The 21,077-nt window shown below is 67.7% G+C and carries 17 protein-coding genes; 8 read left to right on the top strand and 9 right to left on the bottom strand.

The window, feature by feature from the left end:
• Positions 1–24 precede the first annotated feature (24 nt).
• From VAPA_RS22825 to VAPA_RS22855, 7 genes are all read right to left on the bottom strand, one after another.
• Entirely contained in the window at positions 25–1,578 is a 1,554-nt protein-coding gene (locus tag VAPA_RS22825) for a TolC family protein (protein WP_021009139.1), read from the bottom strand.
• Positions 1,575–2,891, bottom strand: a complete 1,317-nt coding sequence (locus tag VAPA_RS22830; protein WP_021009140.1) for an HlyD family type I secretion periplasmic adaptor subunit — start codon at positions 2,889–2,891, stop codon at positions 1,575–1,577. Before VAPA_RS22830 ends, VAPA_RS22825 begins: the two co-directional genes overlap by 4 nt.
• A 38-nt stretch (positions 2,892–2,929) precedes the next feature.
• On the bottom strand, positions 2,930–4,774 hold the full coding sequence (locus tag VAPA_RS22835; protein WP_021009141.1) for a peptidase domain-containing ABC transporter: 1,845 nt from the start codon (positions 4,772–4,774) through the stop codon (positions 2,930–2,932).
• A gap of 80 nt (positions 4,775–4,854) precedes the next feature.
• On the bottom strand, positions 4,855–5,136 hold the full coding sequence (locus VAPA_RS34030; protein WP_021009142.1) for a hypothetical protein: 282 nt from the start codon (positions 5,134–5,136) through the stop codon (positions 4,855–4,857).
• Positions 5,133–8,204 carry a glutamate ligase domain-containing protein gene (locus VAPA_RS22845; RefSeq protein ID WP_021009143.1) on the bottom strand — a complete coding sequence of 1,024 codons (3,072 nt, stop codon included), beginning with the start codon at positions 8,202–8,204 and terminating at the stop codon, positions 5,133–5,135. Before VAPA_RS22845 ends, VAPA_RS34030 begins: the two co-directional genes overlap by 4 nt.
• A gap of 78 nt (positions 8,205–8,282) precedes the next feature.
• Entirely contained in the window at positions 8,283–8,786 is a 504-nt protein-coding gene (gene pal / locus VAPA_RS22850; RefSeq protein WP_021009144.1) for a peptidoglycan-associated lipoprotein Pal, read from the bottom strand.
• A 79-nt stretch (positions 8,787–8,865) separates the two neighbouring features.
• On the bottom strand, positions 8,866–11,916 hold the full coding sequence (locus tag VAPA_RS22855; RefSeq protein WP_021009145.1) for a hypothetical protein: 3,051 nt from the start codon (positions 11,914–11,916) through the stop codon (positions 8,866–8,868).
• 281 nt (positions 11,917–12,197) lie between these two features.
• On the opposite strand from VAPA_RS22855, the gene VAPA_RS22860 reads away from it, so the two are divergent.
• Positions 12,198–12,629, top strand: coding sequence for a DUF1841 family protein (locus VAPA_RS22860; protein WP_021009146.1), 432 nt, complete (start codon positions 12,198–12,200; stop codon positions 12,627–12,629).
• A 111-nt stretch (positions 12,630–12,740) separates the two neighbouring features.
• On the opposite strand, the gene VAPA_RS22865 is transcribed toward VAPA_RS22860, so the two are convergent.
• On the bottom strand, positions 12,741–13,736 hold the full coding sequence (locus tag VAPA_RS22865; protein ID WP_047787520.1) for a LysR substrate-binding domain-containing protein: 996 nt from the start codon (positions 13,734–13,736) through the stop codon (positions 12,741–12,743).
• A gap of 107 nt (positions 13,737–13,843) precedes the next feature.
• On the opposite strand from VAPA_RS22865, the gene pcaH reads away from it, so the two are divergent.
• Together pcaH and pcaG are read left to right on the top strand one after the other, a co-directional pair.
• Positions 13,844–14,569 (top strand): protocatechuate 3,4-dioxygenase subunit beta, encoded by a 726-nt coding sequence (gene pcaH / locus VAPA_RS22870; RefSeq protein ID WP_021009148.1) that lies wholly within the window; start codon positions 13,844–13,846, stop codon positions 14,567–14,569.
• 19 nt (positions 14,570–14,588) lie between these two features.
• On the top strand, positions 14,589–15,197 hold the full coding sequence (gene pcaG, locus VAPA_RS22875) for a protocatechuate 3,4-dioxygenase subunit alpha (RefSeq protein WP_021009149.1): 609 nt from the start codon (positions 14,589–14,591) through the stop codon (positions 15,195–15,197).
• 69 nt (positions 15,198–15,266) lie between these two features.
• Here the strand turns inward: pcaG and VAPA_RS22880 are convergent, their stop codons facing one another.
• The gene (locus tag VAPA_RS22880; protein WP_021009150.1) at positions 15,267–15,959 is read right to left on the bottom strand and encodes a c-type cytochrome; all 693 of its coding nucleotides are present in this window, start codon (positions 15,957–15,959) and stop codon (positions 15,267–15,269) included.
• Between the two features lie 162 nt (positions 15,960–16,121).
• Between VAPA_RS22880 and VAPA_RS22885 the strand changes: the two genes are divergently transcribed.
• From VAPA_RS22885 to VAPA_RS22905, 5 genes are all read left to right on the top strand, one after another.
• Entirely contained in the window at positions 16,122–16,976 is an 855-nt protein-coding gene (locus tag VAPA_RS22885) for an AAA family ATPase (protein WP_021009151.1), read from the top strand.
• Complete coding sequence (locus VAPA_RS22890; RefSeq protein ID WP_021009152.1) at positions 16,973–17,224, top strand: hypothetical protein; 252 nt, start codon at positions 16,973–16,975, stop codon at positions 17,222–17,224. The genes VAPA_RS22885 and VAPA_RS22890 overlap by 4 nt, the downstream gene beginning before the upstream one ends.
• A gap of 27 nt (positions 17,225–17,251) precedes the next feature.
• Positions 17,252–17,848, top strand: coding sequence for a GNAT family N-acetyltransferase (locus tag VAPA_RS22895; RefSeq protein WP_021009153.1), 597 nt, complete (start codon positions 17,252–17,254; stop codon positions 17,846–17,848).
• Between the two features lie 25 nt (positions 17,849–17,873).
• On the top strand, positions 17,874–19,061 hold the full coding sequence (locus VAPA_RS22900; RefSeq protein WP_015867239.1) for a vWA domain-containing protein: 1,188 nt from the start codon (positions 17,874–17,876) through the stop codon (positions 19,059–19,061).
• A gap of 73 nt (positions 19,062–19,134) precedes the next feature.
• Positions 19,135–21,066 (top strand): autotransporter assembly complex protein TamA, encoded by a 1,932-nt coding sequence (locus VAPA_RS22905; protein ID WP_021009154.1) that lies wholly within the window; start codon positions 19,135–19,137, stop codon positions 21,064–21,066.
• Positions 21,067–21,077 lie beyond the last annotated feature (11 nt).

A 21,077-nucleotide genomic window follows, 5' to 3' on the forward strand; every position in this document is an offset into this window, starting at 1 on the left:
CGCTTTGGTCTGACTGACTAGCGATCAGCGGTTCGCCAGCCGTGCGGCCCGGCGCAGCGGCGGGTTCGCCGCGGTTGCGGTGGCACCGCGGTCGGTGACAGGCTCGCTGGCGCAGCCTGCGTTGCTCGAGATGCACAGCGCGGTGAGCAGGCCGTCTTCGCTCAAGGCGGGGCGGTTCGGCGGGCCGAAGATGCGGTCGATCCAGGCATTGCTCGCATCGGGGTCGATGCGCAGTTCGCCGGTGGTGCGCGCGAGGCGCAGCTCGGTGATGCGCAGGTCGAACACGGCGTCGACGTAGTCGAACAGCAGGTTGTAGTAGTCGAGCTGCGCGTCGAGCACGGCGGGCAGTGTTTCGCGGCCGAATTCCATCAGCCGGCGGCGCCCGCGAAAGGCCTGGCCCGATGTGCTGACGGCTTCCATCAGCTGCCGCTCGCGCTCGCGTCCGGACACGGTGCGCGCCCATGAGGCCGAGGTGAGCTCCAGCAGATTGAGCTTCACGCCTTCGAGCTTGGCTTCCTGGTTGGCGACTTCGGCCAGGGCCGACTTCAGGCGCAGCTGGCGGTCGAAGCCGTTGCCGAAGTTCCAGTTGAGCTCGAAGGCCGCGCGCGTCGGGTCCTGCGGCGACACGCCGCGCGGGTCCTTGCTCTTGACGACCACCGCGTCCACGGTCGGCCAGATGCTGGCCTCCTGCTGGTCGACCAGGGCCTGGGCGCGTGCCACGCGGCCCTTGGCTTCGGCGATTTCGGTGCTGCGCTCCTCGGCACGGCGCAAGGCCTCTTCCTGCGAAGCGATGCGCCAGAACGCGGGCGCCGCCAGCACGGGCAGCGAGTCGGTATTGGGCGTGAACCTGAAGTAGGTGTTGAACTTGGCCAGCGCCTCGTCGCGCTGCGCCTGGAAGTCGGACTCGCGCGCGGCCACGCTGGCGCGGCGCGCAGCCGCCATGTTCAGGTCGTTCTCGCCGGCAGCGCCAAGCGCAACGCGGCGGGCTTCGGCCTTCGAAAGCTCGGCCACCACCTCGGTGGACTTGCGCGCGATCTGTTTCTTGAGATCGAAGCGCTGCACCTGCAGGTAGGCGGTCAGCGCATCGAGCACCACCTTCTGCGAGGTGGTCACGACGGCCTCGTCGTCGGCCTGGTTGCCGGCCTCGGCGGCACGCACCGCCGCATTCATGGCGCCGCCGTCGATCAGGCTCAGGCGCGCCTCGGCGGTCAGCACGGTGTAGTTCTCGGTCTTGGCGTTGTCCGCGCCGCTGTTGTAGGTGCCGGACGCGGTGCCCATCTTGAAGCGCGGGTAGCGGGCCTTCTTGGCGGCATCCACGCCAAAGCTGCTGGTGTTGGCGGCGGCTTGCGCGGTCTGCACTTCGGGGTAGTCCTGCGACAACGCAATGAGCGCCTGCTTCACGCGCTGCGCATAGCTCGCGGCGCCGAGCGATGGCGCGGAAAGGCGGCGCGCCGGCACAAGCTGCGCCGGCGCCTCCTGCGCGATGGCGCCAGGAGGAAGCGCGAAGCTCGCGCACAGCACTGCGCAAAGAACACCGGGGCCCGTTCGGCGCCGGCCAGCCACGTTGCTGCCCATCATGGTTCGCGGAAGGCTTCGCGCCGCAGCTTGAGCACCGGACGAAGGATGTACCAGATGAACGGATCGGTGCCCACCTTCAGGTCGACCTCGGACTCCATGCCGGCGGTGACGCGGTTTTCTTCGCGCCCCACGTAGGCCTGGTCGGTGCTGATGAGGATGCGGTAGTACGGCGCCGAGTTGGCGATGGCCGGGTCGCGGTCGGCATCGGCGGCCACCAGGGTGACCTTGCCTTCGACCGCACCGTAGCGCAGGTAGTCGTAGGCCGTGATCTTCACGCGCGCAGCCTGGCCGACCTCGACGAAGCCGCGGTCGTTCGGATTCAGGCGCGCCTCGATCATGACCTCGTCCTTGTCGGGCACCACTTCCATGATGGCCTCGCCGGGCTTGATGACCCAGCCCGGGCTGGCGCTGCGTAGCCCCTTGACGATGCCGTCGGCGGGCGCCTTCACCATCGTGCGGGAGCGCTGGGTGCGTGCACGCGCGAGGTCTTCGTTCAGGCTTGCGAACTGGCGCTCCACGGTGGCCAGTTCGTCGGACGCGCGGCGCCGGAAGCGGCCTTCGGCCTCGGCCATCTTGGCCTGCGCCTCGGTGATGGCGGCGCTCGCGGAAATGGCACCCTGGCGTGCCACGGCCAGCTCGCTTCGCACGCCTTCGACCTGCCGCCGCTTCTCAAGCACCTCGACCTGTCCGACCAGCTTTTCGTTGAGCAGCTGTTCCGAGATCTCGAGTTCCTTCTGCATCAATGCGAGGCGGTCGTTCAGGCCCTTGACCTTGGCCTGCTGCTCGAGCAGCTTGCTACGCGCCCCCTCCAGGCCCGACACCGCGCCGGCCATCACGCCGCGCTGCTCGAGCGCGCGCGCCTCGTAGGCACCGGTCTCGCCGTCGAGCACGCTCTCGTCGATGTCGGCGGCAAAGCTCTCGCGCTTGAGCGGCTGGCCGCGGCTCTCGGCCATGAGCCGGATGCGGGTGGCCTGGGTGGCGGCATAGCGCGCGGTGAGCTCCTCGAAATTGAGGCCGCTGCCGCCAAGGTCGATCTCCACCAGCGGCTGGCCCTGCTTGACCCTGTCGCCTTCCTTGACCAGCACGTTGCTGACGATGCCGCCTTCCAGATGCTGGATCGACTTGACGCGGTCCGACGGAATCACGCGGCCCGGCGCCACCACCACGGTTTCCATGGGAAAGCCCAGGCCGACAACGGCCAGCACCGCGACCACCCCGCCAATCACCCACTGGCGGCGCCTGCCCTCGGGCGATGTGTGCGCTGCGCGCTTCTGATCCTCGTCCTGAAGTATCTGCGGCAAATCTGATTTCAAGTCGCGGTCCCCAATTACTCTTCGAATCGATCGGCTGCTCAAGCCATGGAACGGTTGGCGGCGACACCCTGCTGCGAATGCGCCTCGGCATCGTCGTCGCCCGCGGTGGAATCGGGGAGCGCCACCAGTGCCTTCTTCACGCCGAAGAGCTTCGGCACCATGACGGCGGCTGTTCCCTGCTCGACATTGCCCTGCCCCGTCACGTGATAGACCACGCTGGCCGCCGACACGATGCGCAGCGAATGCGTGACCACCACCACGGTGCGCACCTTGGCCACCGCGAGCAGCGTGGCAAGCAGCGTGCGCTCGCTCTGGAAGTCGAGGTCGTTGCTGGGCTCGTCGAGCACCAGCACCGAGGGCTTGCGCAGGAAGCTCATGGCCAGCGCGAGCTTGCGCCGCTCGCCCACCGAAAGGCCGGTGCCGCCCTCGCCCACCACGGTGCGGTAGCCGTCGGGCATGCGCGAGATGAAGTCGTGCGCGCCCGAGAGCTTGCAGGCCGCCACCACCTGCTCGTCGGTCTGGCCCGGGGCCGTGCGGCGCATGGTGTCGATCAGCGGGCCGCCGAACCAGTAGACCTCCTGCGAGAGATAGCTGATCCAGCGCGAGAGCTCTTCGCGGCCGAACTGCGAGAGGTCGTACTCGCCGATGCTGATGACGCCGCGCGTGGGCGTGTACAGGCCCGAGAGCAGCTTGACCAGCGTCGACTTGCCGGCGCCGTTGCGCCCGACGATCACGTGCAGGCCGCCCGGCCCGATGTCGAGGTCGACGTTCTCGAGCACCGGCCTGTGCGCGTCTTCCGTGAAGCTGAAGCTCACGTCCTTCAGCGTGACACGGCCCAGCGGCTGCGGCAGCGTCATGCCCGTGGGCGCTTTTTCGACCGGCTCGCCGAGCACCTTCTCGAGCCGCTTCGCCGCTTCCTTGGCGGCAGCCAGCGAACGCCAGCTCGAGACCAGGCCGGCCACCGGCTGCAGCGCCTTGAGGGCCAGCATGTTGGAGGCGACCAGGCCGCCCACCGTCATCCATTGCTCCATCACCGAAATGGCGCCCACCGTGACCACGATGACCGAGAAGACCATCATCAGCACGGTGGTGCCGTCGCGCGCGGTTTCGATCTGCCCGTTCTTGCTGAAGCTTTCGCTCAGCCAGGCGTTGTAGGTCTGGCGCCACATCTCGATGGTGGGGCCGTCGTTCGACTGCGTCTTGAGCGTTTCGCGCGCGTTGCAGATTTCCGAGGTCATGCGGTCGAGGCCACGGCCGCGCTGCACTTCCTCGACCCGCCCGCTGCGCACCTCGTCGGCCCACCACCAGGCAAGGAAGACCATGATGGCAAGGAACAGCACCACCACCGGCAGGACCGGCAAGGCCACGATGCCGATCACGGCCAGTGCAAAGACCGCCATCGGCAGATCGAAGATCGATTGCGCCAGGCCGCCCGTGACGGTGCCGCGCACCGAGGCCACGTCGCGGAAGAACTGGTGCCACATCGAGGCCGGGCGCGCCTCGAGCGCGCGCAGCGGGCGGTTCAGCATCGAATGCAGCAGCGCACCCGACACGCCGTGGTCAATGATGGCGCCCGCATTGCGCAGCAGGCGCGAGCGCCCCGTGCGCAGCCAGAACTCGATGCAGAGGAAGAACAGGATGCCGCACACCAGCGCGGCCAGCGTGGAGACGCCGCTTCGCGACAGCACGCGGTCGTACACCTGGAGCAGGAAGATCGACGGCAGCAGGCCAAAGAGGCTGATGGGCAGCGAACGCCAGGCCGCGCTCTTGACCAGGGGATAGGCGGCCCGGAACGCAGTGTGCAGGGCACCCGCGTACGGGCTCGCACCTGATTCTTCGGGCACCTCGGCCACCAGTTGGCTGGGCAAGAGAAACTTGATCATGGGAAAGGGCCGATCCGTCCGGCAATGACGCCTGCGTCATTATCGACTGTTACCTCGCAGTTACAAGGCAAAATCAATTCTTACGCCCCGCTGCAGCGTGACATACGTCGCAGTGTGTGCGACACCGATTCCGCGTGGGCCGCAGCGGCCTCCACGGGCAGGCTGCAGTCCACCGCTTTTCTTGCCGCGACCGGGGTCGCCTCCTGCTTCGGCAAGCCCTGGGCCAGCGCCAGCGCAACGTTGGCGCACAGCAACATGCAAAGCAGCCATGCGCAGAGCAGCTGCAGCCAGCCCAACCACCACCTGCGCTGCGGCGCGGCGCGGCGTTGATAGGGCAGAGACGGATGAACGTTCAGTTTCATGGCAATGCTTTCAAAACCCGGGCCAGCCTGGACAGGCCAATACCGGCGGAACTCTTGGCCAGCACCCAGTCGCCCGGCTGCAGCAGACCGCCCAGCGCGGTCGACAGATCGGACACATCGACGAACCAGTGCGACCGGACCTTGGTGCGGATGCGCGCATGCAGCGCCCGCATCAGCGGGCCGCACAGCAGCACGCGGTCGGGCTGGGATGCCAGCAGCTCGGGTTCGAGGTCGAGGTGGTGCCGCTGCGCGGCGGGGCCGAGCTCCTGCATGTCGCCGAGGATCGCCACGCGCCGTGCCGGCTCGCAGGGCGCCTGCGACAGCAGTTCGAGCGCAGCGCGCATCGAGCTTGGATTGGCGTCGTAGGTCTCGTCGATCAGCTTGAAGCTGCCCCCGCCGATATGGATGGTGTGCAGCGCACCGCGCCCGCCCGGCGGCTCGAAGTGCGCGAAGGGCTCGACCGCGGCGGCCAGCTTCAGGCGCATCGCCTGCAGGGCCGCCAGCGCGGCCACGGCGCTCACGCCCATGTGGCGCCCCGGCGCGTTGAGGCGAAGCTGGAACGGCTCGCCGAGCACCTGCGCCTGCACCTCGCCGTGGTCGAACGCGAGCAGCCGCACGTCGGCGTCCTTGTGCTCGCCATAGGTCACGATCTGGAGCTGGTGCGCCATGGCGGCTTCGGCGAAGGTCGCGAACTCAGGAAGGTCGCGGTTCAGAACCGCGCTGTCGCCGGGCGCCATGCCCTCGAAGATGCGGCTGTCCATGCGCGCGGCGGCCTCCGAAGGCCCGCGGTGCTTTTGCGAAGCGGCCGAAAGCCCCGTCACCACGGCCAGCATCGGCCGCACCAGCTGCGTCGAAGCCAGCATGTGCGGCGAGCCCATCTCCAGCACCCAGTAGGCCGCGTGCCGCGGCATGCAGGTCAGGTTCCAGGCCATGCCCGAAGGCAGGCTGACGTTGCCTTCGGGCCGGCCGACTTCACCCCAGACGGCCAGGGCGTCGGCCAGCATCGCGGCCACGGTGCTGCCGGCCGTGCCGCTGCCCAGCACGCCGCAGACGCGCCCCGTGAACTCGGTGCGCGCATGCGCGCCCAGCGCAAGCACGGCCTGCAGCACGTCGGGCACCTGGAGCACGGGAACCCGCTTGTCGAGATGCGGTGCGGGATCGGTGCACAGCACGGCGGCCGCGGGCTGCAGCACGCCCTTGAGCGCAACCGCGGCCAGCGGCGTTTTCGAAGGCCGCGTCTGGTGCTCGAACACCACGCGGCCCTTGCGCAGGAAAGAGCGCTGCGTCACGCCGCTGGCGCGCCAGCCGTCTTCCGGGCGCACCACCCATTCGCCGCCGGTCACCCGCGCCATTTCGCTCGCGGTCCAGGCCGCGCCGTCGTCTCTCGCGCTGCCGGTGCCGGGCACCGCCGGACGCTCCAGCAGGTAGCGTCGATAGGCCGCGAAGCCCGACACATACTGCGCCACGTCGTCGATGCGCACCCGGAACGCGTGGTGCCGGATGAAGAAGGAGCCGACGATGGTGGAGGGCCGGCGAAAGTACATCGCCATCTCGGGCCAGAAGAAGCCGTTCTGCAGGTAGTGGGCGCGGTACTCCAGCGCGCGGTAGAACTTCTCGGTGTCGAGCTCGTCGAGCAGGTGCCGCATGGCGGGCGTGGCCTCGAGCCGCTGCAGCATCTGCTGGGCCGCGAGCATGAGTTCGAGCAGCGTCGGGAAGGTGGTCTTGCGGTCGAGCACGAAGTCCAGGTACCCGGCCACGTTCTGCAGGCCGAAGCGAAAGTACTTTTCCTGCGGACTCCAGCGCGTGAGTTCGTTGACGCAGCAGCTCAGCCAGTGGTCGTGCGCCTGCCAGTGCTGGCTTGCAATGAAGTGGTCGAAGGCCTTCTCGACCACGGCGAGCCATCGTGCATCGCGCGTGAGGCCGTACAGGCGCATGAGGCCGTAGGCGGCCTCGCCGTCGTAGTAGATGACGCGCGAAGCCTGCTTGACGCGCAGGTCGCCGGCATGGAGCACGTGGCTGAAGCTGCCGGTGGCGGCATCCTGCAGCGATGCGATGCCCAGCGCCAGCTTCTCCAGCAGCGGCAGCCAGTCGCGCGTGTCCGTCGCCTCGCAGTACTTCACCAGGGCCAGCACGCAGGCGGCATTGCCGCCCAGCTTGATCTCTTCGCCGGTGTCGACGAGGAAAGCGAGCTCGGTGCCGTCGGCGAGCGTGTAGCTGCGAATGAGCGTGTTCGCGAGATGGTCGAGCGCGCGGTCGATGGCCAAGCGCAGCTTGTCGTCGCGCATGAGCTCCCACGCCTCGATCATGGCGCACAGCACGCTCGCGTGGCGCATCGCGTCGTAGGTGGGAATACGGCGGTCGAAGCACGGAAAGTAGCCGTACACGAACAGCCCGTCGTCCTGCACCTGGCGCGCGAGGTACGACGCGCCGCTGCGCACCAGGTCGAGCGCCGACTGCGGAGTGAGCGCCGGCGCCTGGCGCCGCCCGGCATCGAGCCCCGTGCCCACGAGCTTGTGCACGACGCAGTCGGCCTGGCAAAAGACGCCCACCGTCGCGAGCAGGTAGACCCGCTGGTCGGCCGGCAGCTCGAGCGTGAGCGCGCGTGCGAAGCGCGCCTGGCCATAGGCCTCGAAGTTGCGTGCATTCACCACCGCATGCGCGATGGTCGAATCACCGCTCAGCATGGCGTTGGCGTTGAGCTCCTGCTCGGTGAACGCGGTCTCGAAGTCCTGGTCGAAGGCCAGGCCGAGGCGGAAATAGTTGCGCTTGACGCCGGCGAGCTGGGCCTTGAACTGCGCCCAGTCCATCGGGCTCGCGCCCTCGACCCAGTCGATGCGCAGCCATGGCGAGACGATGCCGCAGTCGCGCACCCAGCGCTCCACGGCCTCGGCGCCTTCGTGCCACGCAGTTTCGAAATCGGCCGCGCGCGCGTGCACCATGTGCGCGCGCTGCGACCCGTCGCTCACCGAGAAGAAAAGCGTAAAGGCCGGATAAGGCGCCGGCAGCGCCGCACACACCGAGACCAGGCGCTCGTGGCAGGCATGGAGCTGGTCGGAGAAGGACATCATTCGGCCCCAGTCGAATGCGGGAGGCCGGTCGCACCCGGACCGGGAACTCCCATCGAAGGCATCGCGTTTCTCCGTGTTTCAGCGGTAGCTGAATTCGGCTCGGCGATTGAGCTGATGGCCCTCCTCGGTGGTTTCGAGCGACGCGGGTTTTTCAATGCCCCAGCTGACGGCCTCGATACGTTCGCCCGGCACGCCAAGCTGCGTGAGCGCGCGCTGCACGGATTCGGCCCGGCGCTGGCCCAGCGCGAGGTTGTATTCGCGGCCGCCGCGCAAGTCGGTGTGCCCCTCGATCACCACCTTGCTCGCGGGACGGTTCCTGAGATAGCTCGCATGCGCTTCCACCACGTTGCGGTACTGCGGCTTGATGTCGTATTTGTCGAAGTCGAAGTACACGATCTTCAGCGCGACGGGGCCGTTCTGCACCGGTGCGGGCGGGGGTGGTTCCACCTTCGCCACCGGGGCCGCCTTGTTCGAGTAGTAGTAGGTGGCGTCCTCGCGTCCGCTCTTGGAGGCCGTTCCGCAAGCGGCAAGGCTTGCTGCGAGGGCGACGATGGTCAGTATCCGGTAGCTGCTGTTCTTCATATCAATTCCTTTCGCGGGCCAGGCCGCGGCGGCCTGGCCCTGGTGCGTTGTTTTTCTTCTCCTCTACTGCTCTTGTTCCTTAACCCAGCAGGCCGTGCAGGATGTTCGTCACCGGGGTGAGAACGCTGCCGGTGCCGGCGGCCTGATCCACCAGGCTGGTGATCGGGGTCACCACGTCGGTCACGATCGGAGCGGCGTCCTCCACGGTGTGCACCAGGCTGTGGACGGTCTCGATCGCCGGGGCGAGCGTCGGGGTTGCGCCGGCCAGGATGTCGGTCACGGGCTCTGCCACCTCGGACACAGCGGCGACAGCGGGCGCCAGCGCCTCGCCGGCGGTACTTGCCGTGTCGAGCACCGGATCCAGGATGTTGGCCACCGGGCCGCTGCCGCCCAGCAGGCCGCCAAGCAGGCCGTCGCTGCCGAGCAGGCTGCCGACGAGGCCGTCGTCGCCAAGGAGGTCACCACCGAGCAAGCCGCCAACGATGCCGTCTTCGCCGAGCACGCCACCCAGCAAGTCGCCGCCGAGCAGATCGCCACCCAGGAGATCGCCACCGAGCAGGCCGCCGACGAGGCTGTCTTCACCCAGCACACCGCCCAGCAGGTCACCGCCGAGCAGATCGCCGCCCAGGAGATCACCACCGAGCAGGCCGCCGACGAGGCCGTCTTCACCCAGCACCCCACCCAGCAGGTCACCGCCGAGCAGATCGCCGCCCAGGAGATCACCACCGAGCAGGCCGCCGACGAGGCCGTCTTCACCCAGCACCCCACCCAGCAGGTCACCGCCGAGCAGATCGCCACCCAGGAGATCGCCACCGAGCAGGTTGCCGACGATGCCGTCTTCGCCCAGCACGCCACCCAGCAGGTCACCTCCGAGCAGATCGCCACCCAGGAGATCGCCACCGAGCAGGCCGCCGACGAGGCCGTCTTCACCCAGCACGCCGCCGAGCAGGTCACCGCCGAGCAAGTCGCCACCCAGGAGGTCGCCACCAAGCAGGCCGCCCAGGAGACCGTCCTCACCCAGGATGCCACCCAGCAAATCACCGCCGAGCAGATCGCCACCCAGCAGATTGCCCACGAGGCCCTCTTCGCCCAACAGGCCACCCAGCAAGCCGTCTTCACCGAGCACACCGCCCAGCAGGCCCTCATCGCCCAGCAGGTTGTCGACCAATCCATCGTCGCCGAGCACGCCACCGAGCAGGCCGTCTTCGGCAAGGAGGCTGCCGACTGCGCCGCCGCTGCCGAGCAAGCCGTCTTCGCCGAGCAGGCCACCGACCAAGCCGTCGTCGCCAAGCACACCGCCGAGCAGGCCGTCTTCACCCAGCACACCATCGGTCAGGCCGCCGAGCAGGCTGTCTTCGCCCCCGAGCAACCCACCCAGCGGGCTGTCTTCGAGCAGGCCGCTTACCGCGCCGTCGGCGCCCAGGAGGTTGTCCACCAGGCCGTCCTGGCCCAGCAGGCCGCCGGAGAGGCCGTCGCTGCCCAACAAGCCGGACAGCGCGCCGTCACCGCCAAGCAGGCCGCCGACCACGCCGTCGCCGCCGAGCAGGCTGCCCACGGGGCTGCCTTCGCCGATCAGGCCGCCCAGCAGGCCCTCTTCGCCCAGTACGCCGCCGAGCACGCCGCCAAGGGCGCCGTCGTCGCCCAGCAGGCCGCCGACGATGCCTTCGTCGCCGATCACGTTGTCCAGCAGGCTGCCGATGGCACTGCCCTCACCGATGAGGCCGTCGAGCGCGCCGCCTTCGGCGAGCAAGCCGCCAACCAGGCCCTCTTCGCCGACGAGCCCGGCGAGGAGGCTGCCCTGGCCGAGCAGGCCTTCCACCACGTTGCCGACCACGCCGTCTTCGCCCACGAGGCCGTCGAGGGCGCCGTCCAGGCCGAGGCTGCCGGTGAGGCCGCTCACGATGCCTTCATCGCCCACCAGGTTGTCCAGCCCGTTCTGCAGGGCGTCGGTGACGTAGTCGACCTGCTTGACCAGTTGATCGACCAGGGCGCCCGTTGCGCCTTCGCCCAGGAGGCCGTCGACGATCGGGCTGGCCACGCCGCCCACGCCCCCAGCCACGGTTTCGACGAAATCGTCCGCCGGATCGAACTGGTTGGGATCGTTCTCCGAGAAGTCGGAGCCGAGCACCGGAGCCAGCACGTCGTCGACCACATCGGTCACGCCGTCGACCACGCCGAGCACGGGGTCGAGCGAGTCGCCGAGACCCGCGGCGTCCCCGATCGAACCGACCAGGCCGCCGGCTGCGCCGTCGCCCGGATCGAGCAGGCTGTCGCCGTCGGCATCGGCATCGGCATCGGCATCGGCATCTGCGTCGGCATCTGCGTCGGCATCTGCGTCGGCATCTGCGTCTGCGTCGGCATCAGCGTCTGCGTCAGCATCGGCATCGGCATCGGCATCAGCATCAGCATCAGCATCAGCATCGGCATCGGCATCAGCGTCAGCATCGGCATCGGCATCGGCATCACCGTCGGCATCCGCATCAGCATCCGCGTCGGCGTCTGCATCCGCATCGCTCTCACCACCACCGCCGGCGAAGAACGGGATCACTCCACCGTCGCCACCGCCACCGCCGCCCAGCGCAGCACCGAGCGCAGCGGCGCCCAGTGCGCCGAGCGCGAATTCGCCGAGCCCGATGCCGCTGCCGGCAGCGAGCTTCTTGGTGACGGCCAGTGCGGCCGCATCGGCGTCGCTGTCCGGCGGGGTCACCTGCAGGTCGCCCGAGGCGACGTCCACATTCACTTGTTCGAGGCCGCCGGGCAGCTTGGTCGAGCCGATGGTGGCATCGGTGCCGCCAGTGAAGACGCCGGCCAGCGGCGCCTTGTTGGTGGCCGAGCCGGGGAACAGCACGTTGGCCTGGCCGCCTTCGGGAACGATCACGCGGTCACCCGCGATCAGGGTCTGGTTGCCGTCCACCGGGATGCGGACACCCTCGCGCATCACCGCGACACCCGGCGTAGCATTGGACAATGTGCCCACGCTGGCGGGGGCCGCGGCGGCGGCAGGCGCCGACGAGCCGATCGCTGCGGGTGCGCCGAGCGGTGTGCTGGTGGCTTGGGCGATGACCACAGGAGCAACGCCACTGGCGGCAAGTCCTTCGGTCGAATTGGTCGGTGCTTGTGGTGCGTTCATGACAGCCTCTGTGACAAAAGATGCATGTACAGGGGCAACTAGCGTGCCGTGCCGCCAACTCTTTTGAGCCACCGACCCACCAACAGCACAAGCTATTGATTTCTATGGATATTTTTCTGAAACGCGATGCACGTGCGCTCGATGGAAACAGCCCTTTGGGCGCCGTTTTGGCTGTTCGTTACGTAACGATGTAACGTCCCGCTACCGGAACATCGGACGCCTTTCGAGGCTGCGGGCACGCGGATTTCCCTTCTCTTTTTTCCAGCTTTCTCCATATAGATATGTTCAATCCCTCCCAGGAAGACGTGCGCCGCTTCTTTTGCGACGTGTACGCGAAGCACCGGCAAGGCTTGCCGATGGAAGCGCTCGAGACGATTGCCGCGGGATGGATCGACGCGCATCCCGAATACCACGAGGACCTGGCCGACGCCGATGCCGCGGTGGCCCGCGTGTACGACGGTTCGAACGGGCGCGAGAACCCGTTCCTGCACCTGTCGATGCATCTTTCGATCAGCGAGCAATGCTCCATCGACCAGCCGCGGGGAATCCGCCAGGCCGTCGAACTGCTGGCCGCCCGGCGCGGCTCGCTGCTCGATGCGCATCACGAAGCCATGGAGTGCCTGGGCCAGATGATGTGGGAGAGCCAGCGCGCCGGCCGTCCGCCGGATGGCGACAGCTACGTGGCCTGCGTGCAGCGCCGCGCAACTAAATAGGCTCGCCCCCAAGGCTTCGCGCACTTCGTGCCGCTGCTCCCACCCGCTACCGGGGGCGACACCGGTGGCCCGGCGAAGCCGGTTCCACGGTGTCTCACGACCGGGCGCGTTTCAAGCCGAGCGTTTCCTTGTGGACTGGGGAGGTGCGCCCTGCTGCTTCGCGCCTTCGCGCAGCAGCGCGGCCATGGCGCCGCGCAGCGCCGAAGGCTCGGCATCGCTGCGCAGCAGCAGGCCCACGGGTTCGTCGGTGCCTGCGGTTTCGATGCGCAGGCGAACCAGCCGTTGGTCGGCCAACTCACCGCGCGCGGCGCCAAGAGGGGTGATCCAGACCGCGTCGGAAACCGCCACCAGGCCGCGCGCCACCGCAACGTCGAGCGTCTGCAGTGCGTGGGCCGGAAGCGCCAGGCCGCGGGCCGACAGAAAACTTTCGGTGTTGTGGCGCGGGATGGTGCCCTCGCCATACACCACCAGCGGAAAGTCCAGCACCGCCTGCACCGACACCGCCCGGGTGGACCGCGACGCCAGCGGATGGCCGGCGCGCACCGCAAACACCAGCGGCTCGGTGTAGAGCAGCTCGAAGCTGAGCCCGCCCATCAGCCGCGGATCGCTCATGCGGCCCGCCACCAGGTCGAGCTCGCCGGCGCGCAGCTCGTCCAGCAGCACCGGGTTGGCCGCGCTCTTCACCACCACCTGCACCGAAGGCCAGCGCTCGCGAAAGCGTGCGAGCGCCAGCGGCAGCAGCGCCGGCGCCACGCTCGGCAGTGCGCCGATGCGCAGCCGCTCGACGCGCTCGCCGGAGGCCGGCGCCACCGCCTGTGCGCTGGCGTCGATGGCCTCGAGCACGCGCAGGGCGTGGACCAGCAACTGCTCGCCGGCCGGCGCGAGACCCTGCACGCCGCGCCGCCCGGCCTTGCCGCGCTCGACCAGGCGCGCCCCGACGATGGCCTCCAGTTCGGCCAGCGTCTTGGACACCGCCGGCTGGCTCAGCGACAGCCGCTCCGCGGCGCGCGCGAGATGGCGCTCCTGCGCCACCGCGACAAGGCAGCGCAGGTGGCGCAGCTGCACGTTGCGCACAAAGTCCTGGCGAAGATCGGCGGAGGTTTTCAATTACTGTGAGTTATGTAAAACAGACCAATCTTCAATTTACATCATCGAACGGGACTTCTAAAGTTCGGTTTCCAGATTCGATTCGTCCCACGACAGGAGACAACGACATGTTGACGAAAACATCGGCTTCCCCCGCCATCCTCACCCCCCGCGACTGGGAAGCCCATCCCTCGTACATCTACCCCGGCTACAAGTCGACCGCGAAGCGCGGCCCGCAGAAGCCCCTGGTCCCGCTGAAGGCCTCGCTCGGCGAGCTGCAGCAGCCGGTCTACGGCCACGACAGCATCGGCGAGCTCGACCATGACCTGACGCGCAATGCGCGCAGGAACGGCGAGCCGCTGGGCGAACGCATGATCCTCACCGGCCAGGTGCTCGACGAGCGCCGCCGCCCCGTGGCCAACACGCTGGTCGAGCTCTGGCAGGCCAATGCCGCCGGCCGCTACGTGCACAAGGTCGACCAGCACGACGCGCCGCTGGACCCCAACTTCCTGGGCGCGGGCCGCTGCCTGACCGACAGCGAGGGCCGCTACCGCTTCCTCACCATCAAGCCCGGCGCCTATCCCTGGGGCAACCACCCCAACGCCTGGCGCCCGCAGCACATCCACATGTCGCTGTTCGGCCAGAGCTTTGCCAGCCGGCTGGTCACGCAGATGTACTTCCCCGGCGATCCGCTGCTGCAGTACGACCCCATGGTCACCGGCACGCCCGAGCGCTACCGAAACCGGCTGATTGCCGATTTCAGCCTCGACATCACCGAGGAAGGCTACGCGCTGGGCTACCAGTTCGACATCGTGCTGCGCGGCGCCGACGAAACACCCTTTGAGAACCGCTGAGCCAGAAGGAGCACACACCATGTTGATGACCGCACAGGAAGCCGACTTCGGCCAGACCCCCTCCCAGACCGTGGGCCCCTACTTCGCCTACGGCCTCACCGCCACGCAGTACGGCTACGACTTCGACCAGCCCTTCGACGCCGTCGTGGCGCTGGACAACGCCACCGGCGAGCGCATCCGCCTCGAAGGCCGCGTGATCGATGGCGACGGCAACCCCATTGGCGATGCGCTGGTCGAGATCAGCCAGCCCGACGGCGAAGGCCGCTATCCGCAGACGCCCGCCGAGGCGCGCGAGATGGGCTTTCGCGCCTTCGGCCGCGCCGGCACGGGCACCGATGCGCAGAGCCGCTTCGTGTTCCACACCGTGAAGCCGGGCGCCGAATCGCCGGGCGAAGCCCCGCACATCAATGCGATCGTGCTGATGCGCGGCCTGCTGCTGCATGCGTTCACGCGCGTGTATTTCAGCGACGAGGCCGAAGCCAACGCCAAGGACGCCGTGCTGGCCAGCGTGCCGGCCGAGCGCCGCCACACGCTGATTGCCGAGCGCGTGGAGCAAGGCGGCGCAGTGAGCTACCGCTTCGACATCCGGATGCAGGGCCCCCAGGAGACGGTGTTCTTCGACGTCTGAACAAGAACCGGCCCCGCAAACAAGAAAGCCCGCTCGATGCGGGCTTTCTTCATGGGGCGCCCGAGACGCTTACTGCGCGGCGCGATGGATGCGCGATTCCGGCACCGTCTTGAGATCGCCGGGCAGCGAGCTGATGTAGCTGGCGAGCGTCTTGAGTTCGGCGTTGGTGAACTTCTTGGGCTCGACCTGCTGTGCCATCACCGCATTCGAACGGCCCAGGTGCAGGTTGTTCTTGACGCGGTACGACTTGAGCGCCACGAAGAGGTAGTCGGCATGCTGGCCGGCCAGCTTGGGCACCGTGCCGTCATTGGGCGTGTTGAAGTTAGCGCCGTGGCACTTGGTGCAGCTGTTGTCCTTGTCGCGCGACACCAGGGCCAGCACGTTCTCGGGCATGGGCTTGGCGAGCGCGGCCGGGGGTGCGTCGCCTTCCTTCAGGCCCAGCTGGCTGTAGTAGGCGGCCAGGTCGGCAATGTCCTGCTCCTTCAGGGTGTCGGCAATCGCGCGCATGGTGGGGTGCTTGCGATCGCCGCCCTTGTAGGCGGTAAGGGCCGAGGTGATGTAGCTGGCGCTCTGGCCGGCAATCATCGGCACCTTGTGGATCTCCGGAAAACTGGCCTGGTAGCCAATGATGCCGTGGCAGCCCACGCACATGGCAACCTTCTTGGCGCCCTCCTGGGCATTGCCCGTGACTTGCTGGGCTTGCGCCGAGACCGTCACGCAAGCGACAGCGAAGGCAAACATCGTGGTCAACAACTTGTTCATTTTGCGCGCACAATCTCGTGGAGATACAGTTTTTCGAATCAACATTCGATTATATGCAAGGGTCCCCCGGGAACCCCTTCAAGCTGCCCAAGTGGCTGCGCGAAGCGAATCGAGTGTGTTCTTTTCTCCACCCCGCCTCCTCCATCCTGCTCGCGTTCACTCATGAAATTCAAGGGCTCAGACAACTACGTCGCCACTCAGGACCTGATGCTGGCCGTCAACGCCGCCATCACCCTCACACGACCGCTGCTCGTCAAGGGCGAGCCCGGCACGGGCAAGACCATGCTGGCGGAGGAAGTGGCTCAATCGCTCGGCCTGCCGCTCCTGCAGTGGCACATCAAGTCGACCACCAAGGCGCAGCAGGGCCTCTATGAATACGACGCCGTGAGCCGCCTGCGCGACTCGCAGCTCAAGGACGTGGACGGCGGCGAGCGCGTCAAGGACATCCAGAACTACATCGTCAAGGGCGTGCTCTGGCAGGCCTTCACGGCCGACCAGCCGGTGGCATTGCTCATCGACGAGATCGACAAGGCCGACATCGAATTCCCGAACGACCTGCTGCGCGAGATCGACCGCATGGAGTTCTACTGCTACGAGACGCGCGAGCTCATCCGCGCCAAGCACCGGCCGGTGGTGTTCATCACCTCCAACAACGAGAAGGAGCTGCCCGACGCCTTCCTGCGCCGCTGCTTCTTCCACTACATCAAGTTCCCCGACGCGGAAACGATGAAGAGCATCGTGGCGGTGCACTTCCCCGGCCTCAAGCAGGAGCTGCTCACGTCCGCGATGAAGACCTTCTACGACGTGCGCAACCTGCCCGGCCTCAAGAAGAAGCCCTCCACCTCCGAGCTGCTCGACTGGCTCAAGCTGCTGGTGGCCGAGGACATTCCGCTCGAGGCCCTGCAGAGCAAGGACGACAAGGTGGCCGTGCCGCCGCTGGTGGGCGCGCTGCTCAAGAACGAACAGGACGTGACCCTGTTCGAAAAGCTCGTCTTCATGCAGCGCAACAATCGATGAGCCAGCAGCAGGCGCCGCATCCGGTCGGGCAGCTGCTCAAGCTGGGCGTGGCCCAGGCCGTGCTGTTCGTGGCGGGTGCGCTGCTCGGCCGCTGGATCGGGCTCAAGCTGGGGCTCGATGCCTTCGGCCCCAACGGCTACGGCAACCGCGAGATCTTCGGCATCCTGCTGATCGGCGTGGGCGGCGGTGGCGGCGTGCAGCTGGCCCGGGCCTGGTACGACCGCAAGTACGGCAAGCCGAGAGGCTGAAAAGAACAATCGCTGGGGGTATTGAAGATGGCGTTCGTCGAACCTGTCACGCTGAAGGCCCGCGACCTGGCCCTGGTGCCGCTGTCGCTCGGCCATGAAGAAGGCCTGCGCGCCGCCGCGGCCGACGGCGAACTCTGGAAGCTGCGCGTCACCTCGGTGCCCGAGCCGCACGAAACCCGCGCCTACATCGAAACCGCGCTGCAGGGGCGCGAAGCCGGCCACCGCTTTGCGTTTGCCGTGACCGAAGCCGAAAGCGGCACCGTGCTCGGCACCACGAGCTTCCACGACATCCTGCCGGCCGTGAAGCGCGTGGAGATCGGCTACACCTGGTACGCCAGGCGCTGCCAGGGCACGCACGTCAACACCACCTGCAAGCTGCTCCTGCTGACCCATGCCTTCGATACCCTCGGCTGCAACGTGGTGGGCTGGCGCACCGACAATTTCAACTTCGCTTCGCAGCGCGCCATCGAGCGGCTCGGCGCGAAGAAAGACGGCGTGATCCGCGGCCATGCCATGCGCCGCGACGGCACCATCCGCGACACCGTCATGTACAGCCTGCACTCGGGCGAGTGGCCCGAGGTAAAGGCCCAGCTGCTCTACCTGCTCGACAAGCCGCGAAGCTGAAGACAAGCTCAAGGAAAGCCCGACCATGCTGATCGATTTCTTCTACACGCTGCGCTCGGCCAAGCTGCCGGTCTCCGTCAAGGAATACCTCACGCTGCTCGAGGCGCTGCAGGCCGACGTGGTGGGCCCCAACTCCGACGGCGCCTTCGGCCTGGACGACTTCTACTACCTCTCGCGCACCGCGCTGGTCAAGGACGAGAAGCACTACGACAAGTTCGACCGCGCCTTCGCCGCCTACTTCAAGGGCGTGGAAATGCTGGCCGACTTCACCAAGGAAGTGCCGCTCGACTGGCTGCGCAAGACGCTGGAGCGCGAGTTCACGGCCGAGGAAAAGGCCAAGATCGAGAAGATGGGCTGGGACGAGCTCATGGAAACGCTCAAGAAGCGCTTCGAGGAGCAGAAGGAGCGCCACGAGGGCGGCAACAAGTGGATCGGCACCGGCGGCACCTCGCCCTTCGGCCACGGCGGCTACAACCCGCAGGGTGTGCGCATCGGCGGCGCGGGCAAGAACAAGAGCGCCGTGAAGGTGTGGGACCAGCGCGCCTACAAGGACTACGACGACAGCCAGGAGCTCGGCACGCGCAACATCAAGGTGGCGCTGCGGCGCCTGCGCAAGTTCGCGCGCGAGGGCCACGAGGAAGAGCTGGACCTGGACGACACCATCCACTCCACCGCGGCCAATGCGGGCTACCTCGACATCAAGATGCGGCCCGAGCGCCACAACAACGTCAAGGTGCTGCTGCTGATGGACGTGGGCGGCACCATGGACGAGCACATCCAGCGCGTGGAGGAGCTGTTCTCGGCCGTCAAGACCGAGTTCAAGCACCTGGAGTTCTTCTATTTCCACAACTGCGTCTACGACTTCATGTGGAAGAACAACAAGCGCCGCTTCTCCGAGAAGTTCGCGACCTGGGACATCCTGCGCAAGTACAACAAGGACTACAAGCTCATCTTCGTCGGCGACGCGACCATGAGCCCCTACGAGATCCTGCAGCCCGGCGGCAGCGTCGAATACAACAACGAGGAAGCCGGCGCGGAGTGGATCCAGCGCCTCACGCACACCTTCCCGAAGTTCGCCTGGATCAACCCCGAGCCGCAGGGCGTGTGGCAATACCGCCAGAGCATCGCGGTGATGCAGCAGCTCATGTCCAACCGCATGTACCCGCTCACGCTGCGGGGCCTCGAAGAAGCAATGCGAATGCTTTCGAAGTAAAGGCGGCGTGCGGGGCCCGGTCCTGTTTCGGGCTGCTTCCGGAGCCGGCGCGCCTTGCTGTCAAAATCCGCCCATGCTCAGGGTGGTTCCAGTCATTGCGCCGGCGTGGTTGCCGGCCTTGCTTTTTTGCGGCGTCCTGCTTTTGCAGGGATGCAGCCTGCTGCCGAAAAAGGAAACCGCCCAGGACACGGCCACCCCCGCGCTGGTGCGCAGCGGTGACGCGCCGGCCGACGAAGGCCGCAAGGACGGCGAAAGAAGCGCGCCGCGGCGCGACGCCTTCACCGTCGACGTCCGCGGGCCCGATGCCGTGCGCGAATATCTCGCGCTGCACCTGGACATCCAGCGCTACCGCACGCTCGACGACCTGGGCGCCACCGAGATTTCGCGGCTCATGGTGGCAGCGGAGACCAACGCCCGCGAACTGCTCGGCACGCTGGGCTATTTCACGCCCACGCTGACGCTCGAGCTCAACGAAACCCCGGCAGGCACCAAGGCGCCGCGCGAGATCGTCATCACGGTGGAGCCCGGCGAGCTCACCCGCGTGAGCAACGTGCAGATCAGCTACGGCGGCGCGATTGCAAACGATCCCACCGCCGAGGCCCAGCGCGATTCGATCCGCACCGCCTGGGCGCTGCGGGCGGGCCAGCCTTTCACGCAGCAGGGCTGGGACAACGCCAAGACCATCGCCCTGCGCAGCCTCACGGCCAGGCGCTTTCCCACCGGCAGCGTCGAAATGAGCCGGGCCGAGGTCGATGCCGACCGGCAGGAGGCCCGCCTCAGCGTCACCTACCAGTCGGGGCCCGCGTACCGCTTCGGCCCGCTCGTGCTGCGCGGCACCGAGCGCTACGACGCCGATGGCGCGCGCCGCATCGCGCAGCTTCCCACCGGCACCGACTACGACCAGCAGAAGCTGCTCGACGCCCAGCAGCGCCTGGCCAGCAGCGGCTACTACGACTCGGTGTTCCTCACGCTCGACACCGAAAGCGGCACGCCGCTGGCAGCGCCCGTGATTGCGCAGCTGCGCGAAGCCCCCATGCAGAAGGTGGTGCTGGGGGCCGGCTTCACCACCGACAACGGCCCGCGGCTGTCGGTGGACCACATCCACAACCGGCTGCCGCTGCTCGGCTGGCGCGCCGTGTCGCGCCTGTCGGTCGACCGCGACATCAAGTCGCTGGGCACCGAGTGGAACGCCATTCCCAATGACCGGGGATGGCGATGGTTCGCGGGCGCCGGGCTCAAGAGCGAAACCTCCGGCAGCTACGTGGTCGACAGCGGCCGCCTGCGCAGCGGGCGCAGCAAGTCGAGCGGCCATATCGACCGCAGCTACTTCCTGCAGTACGACTACGCACAGAACCGCGGCACCAACGCCCCGCCCTCGGCCTCCGCCGTGAGCGCCAACTGGGGCTGGACCGGGCGCTATTTCGACGACAACGCCAGGCCCACGCGCGGCTTCGGCCTGGCGCTCGAGTTCGGCGCTGGCTACACGCTGACCGGCGAACGCCTGCCTTTCACGCGCACCTATGCGCGCTGGCTCGGCGTGGTGCCGCTCGGCTTCGCGGAGGGCCAGGACGCCGCCACGCTGGCGCGCCGCAGCCGGCTCCAGCTGCGCGCCGAAGCCGGCGCGGTGGCCGCCAAGGAGAGCGCGCAGATTCCCTCCACGCTGATGTTCCTGACCGGCGGCGACACCACGGTGCGCGGCTACAGCTACCGCCAGATCGGCACCGTGCGCAGCGACGGCCAGATCGTGGCGGGCCGCTACCTCGGCGTCGTGAGCGCCGAATGGCAGCGGCCCTTCGTCTACAACGACAAGCTCACCGAATGGGAGAGCGTGGTGTTCGTCGACGCCGGTGCCGTGGCCGACAAGCCCGGCGAACTCAAGCCGAAGGTCGGCGTGGGCGTGGGCGCGCGCTGGCGCAGCCCGGTCGGGCCGGTGCAGGCCGATCTCGCCTACGGCGTGGACACGCGCAAGTTCCGCCTGCACTTCCGCCTGGGCTTCACTTTCTGACCGTTCCCCCA

The organism is Variovorax paradoxus B4 (assembly GCF_000463015.1).
GTDB classification, from domain to species: Bacteria; Pseudomonadota; Gammaproteobacteria; order Burkholderiales; family Burkholderiaceae_C; genus Variovorax; species Variovorax paradoxus_E.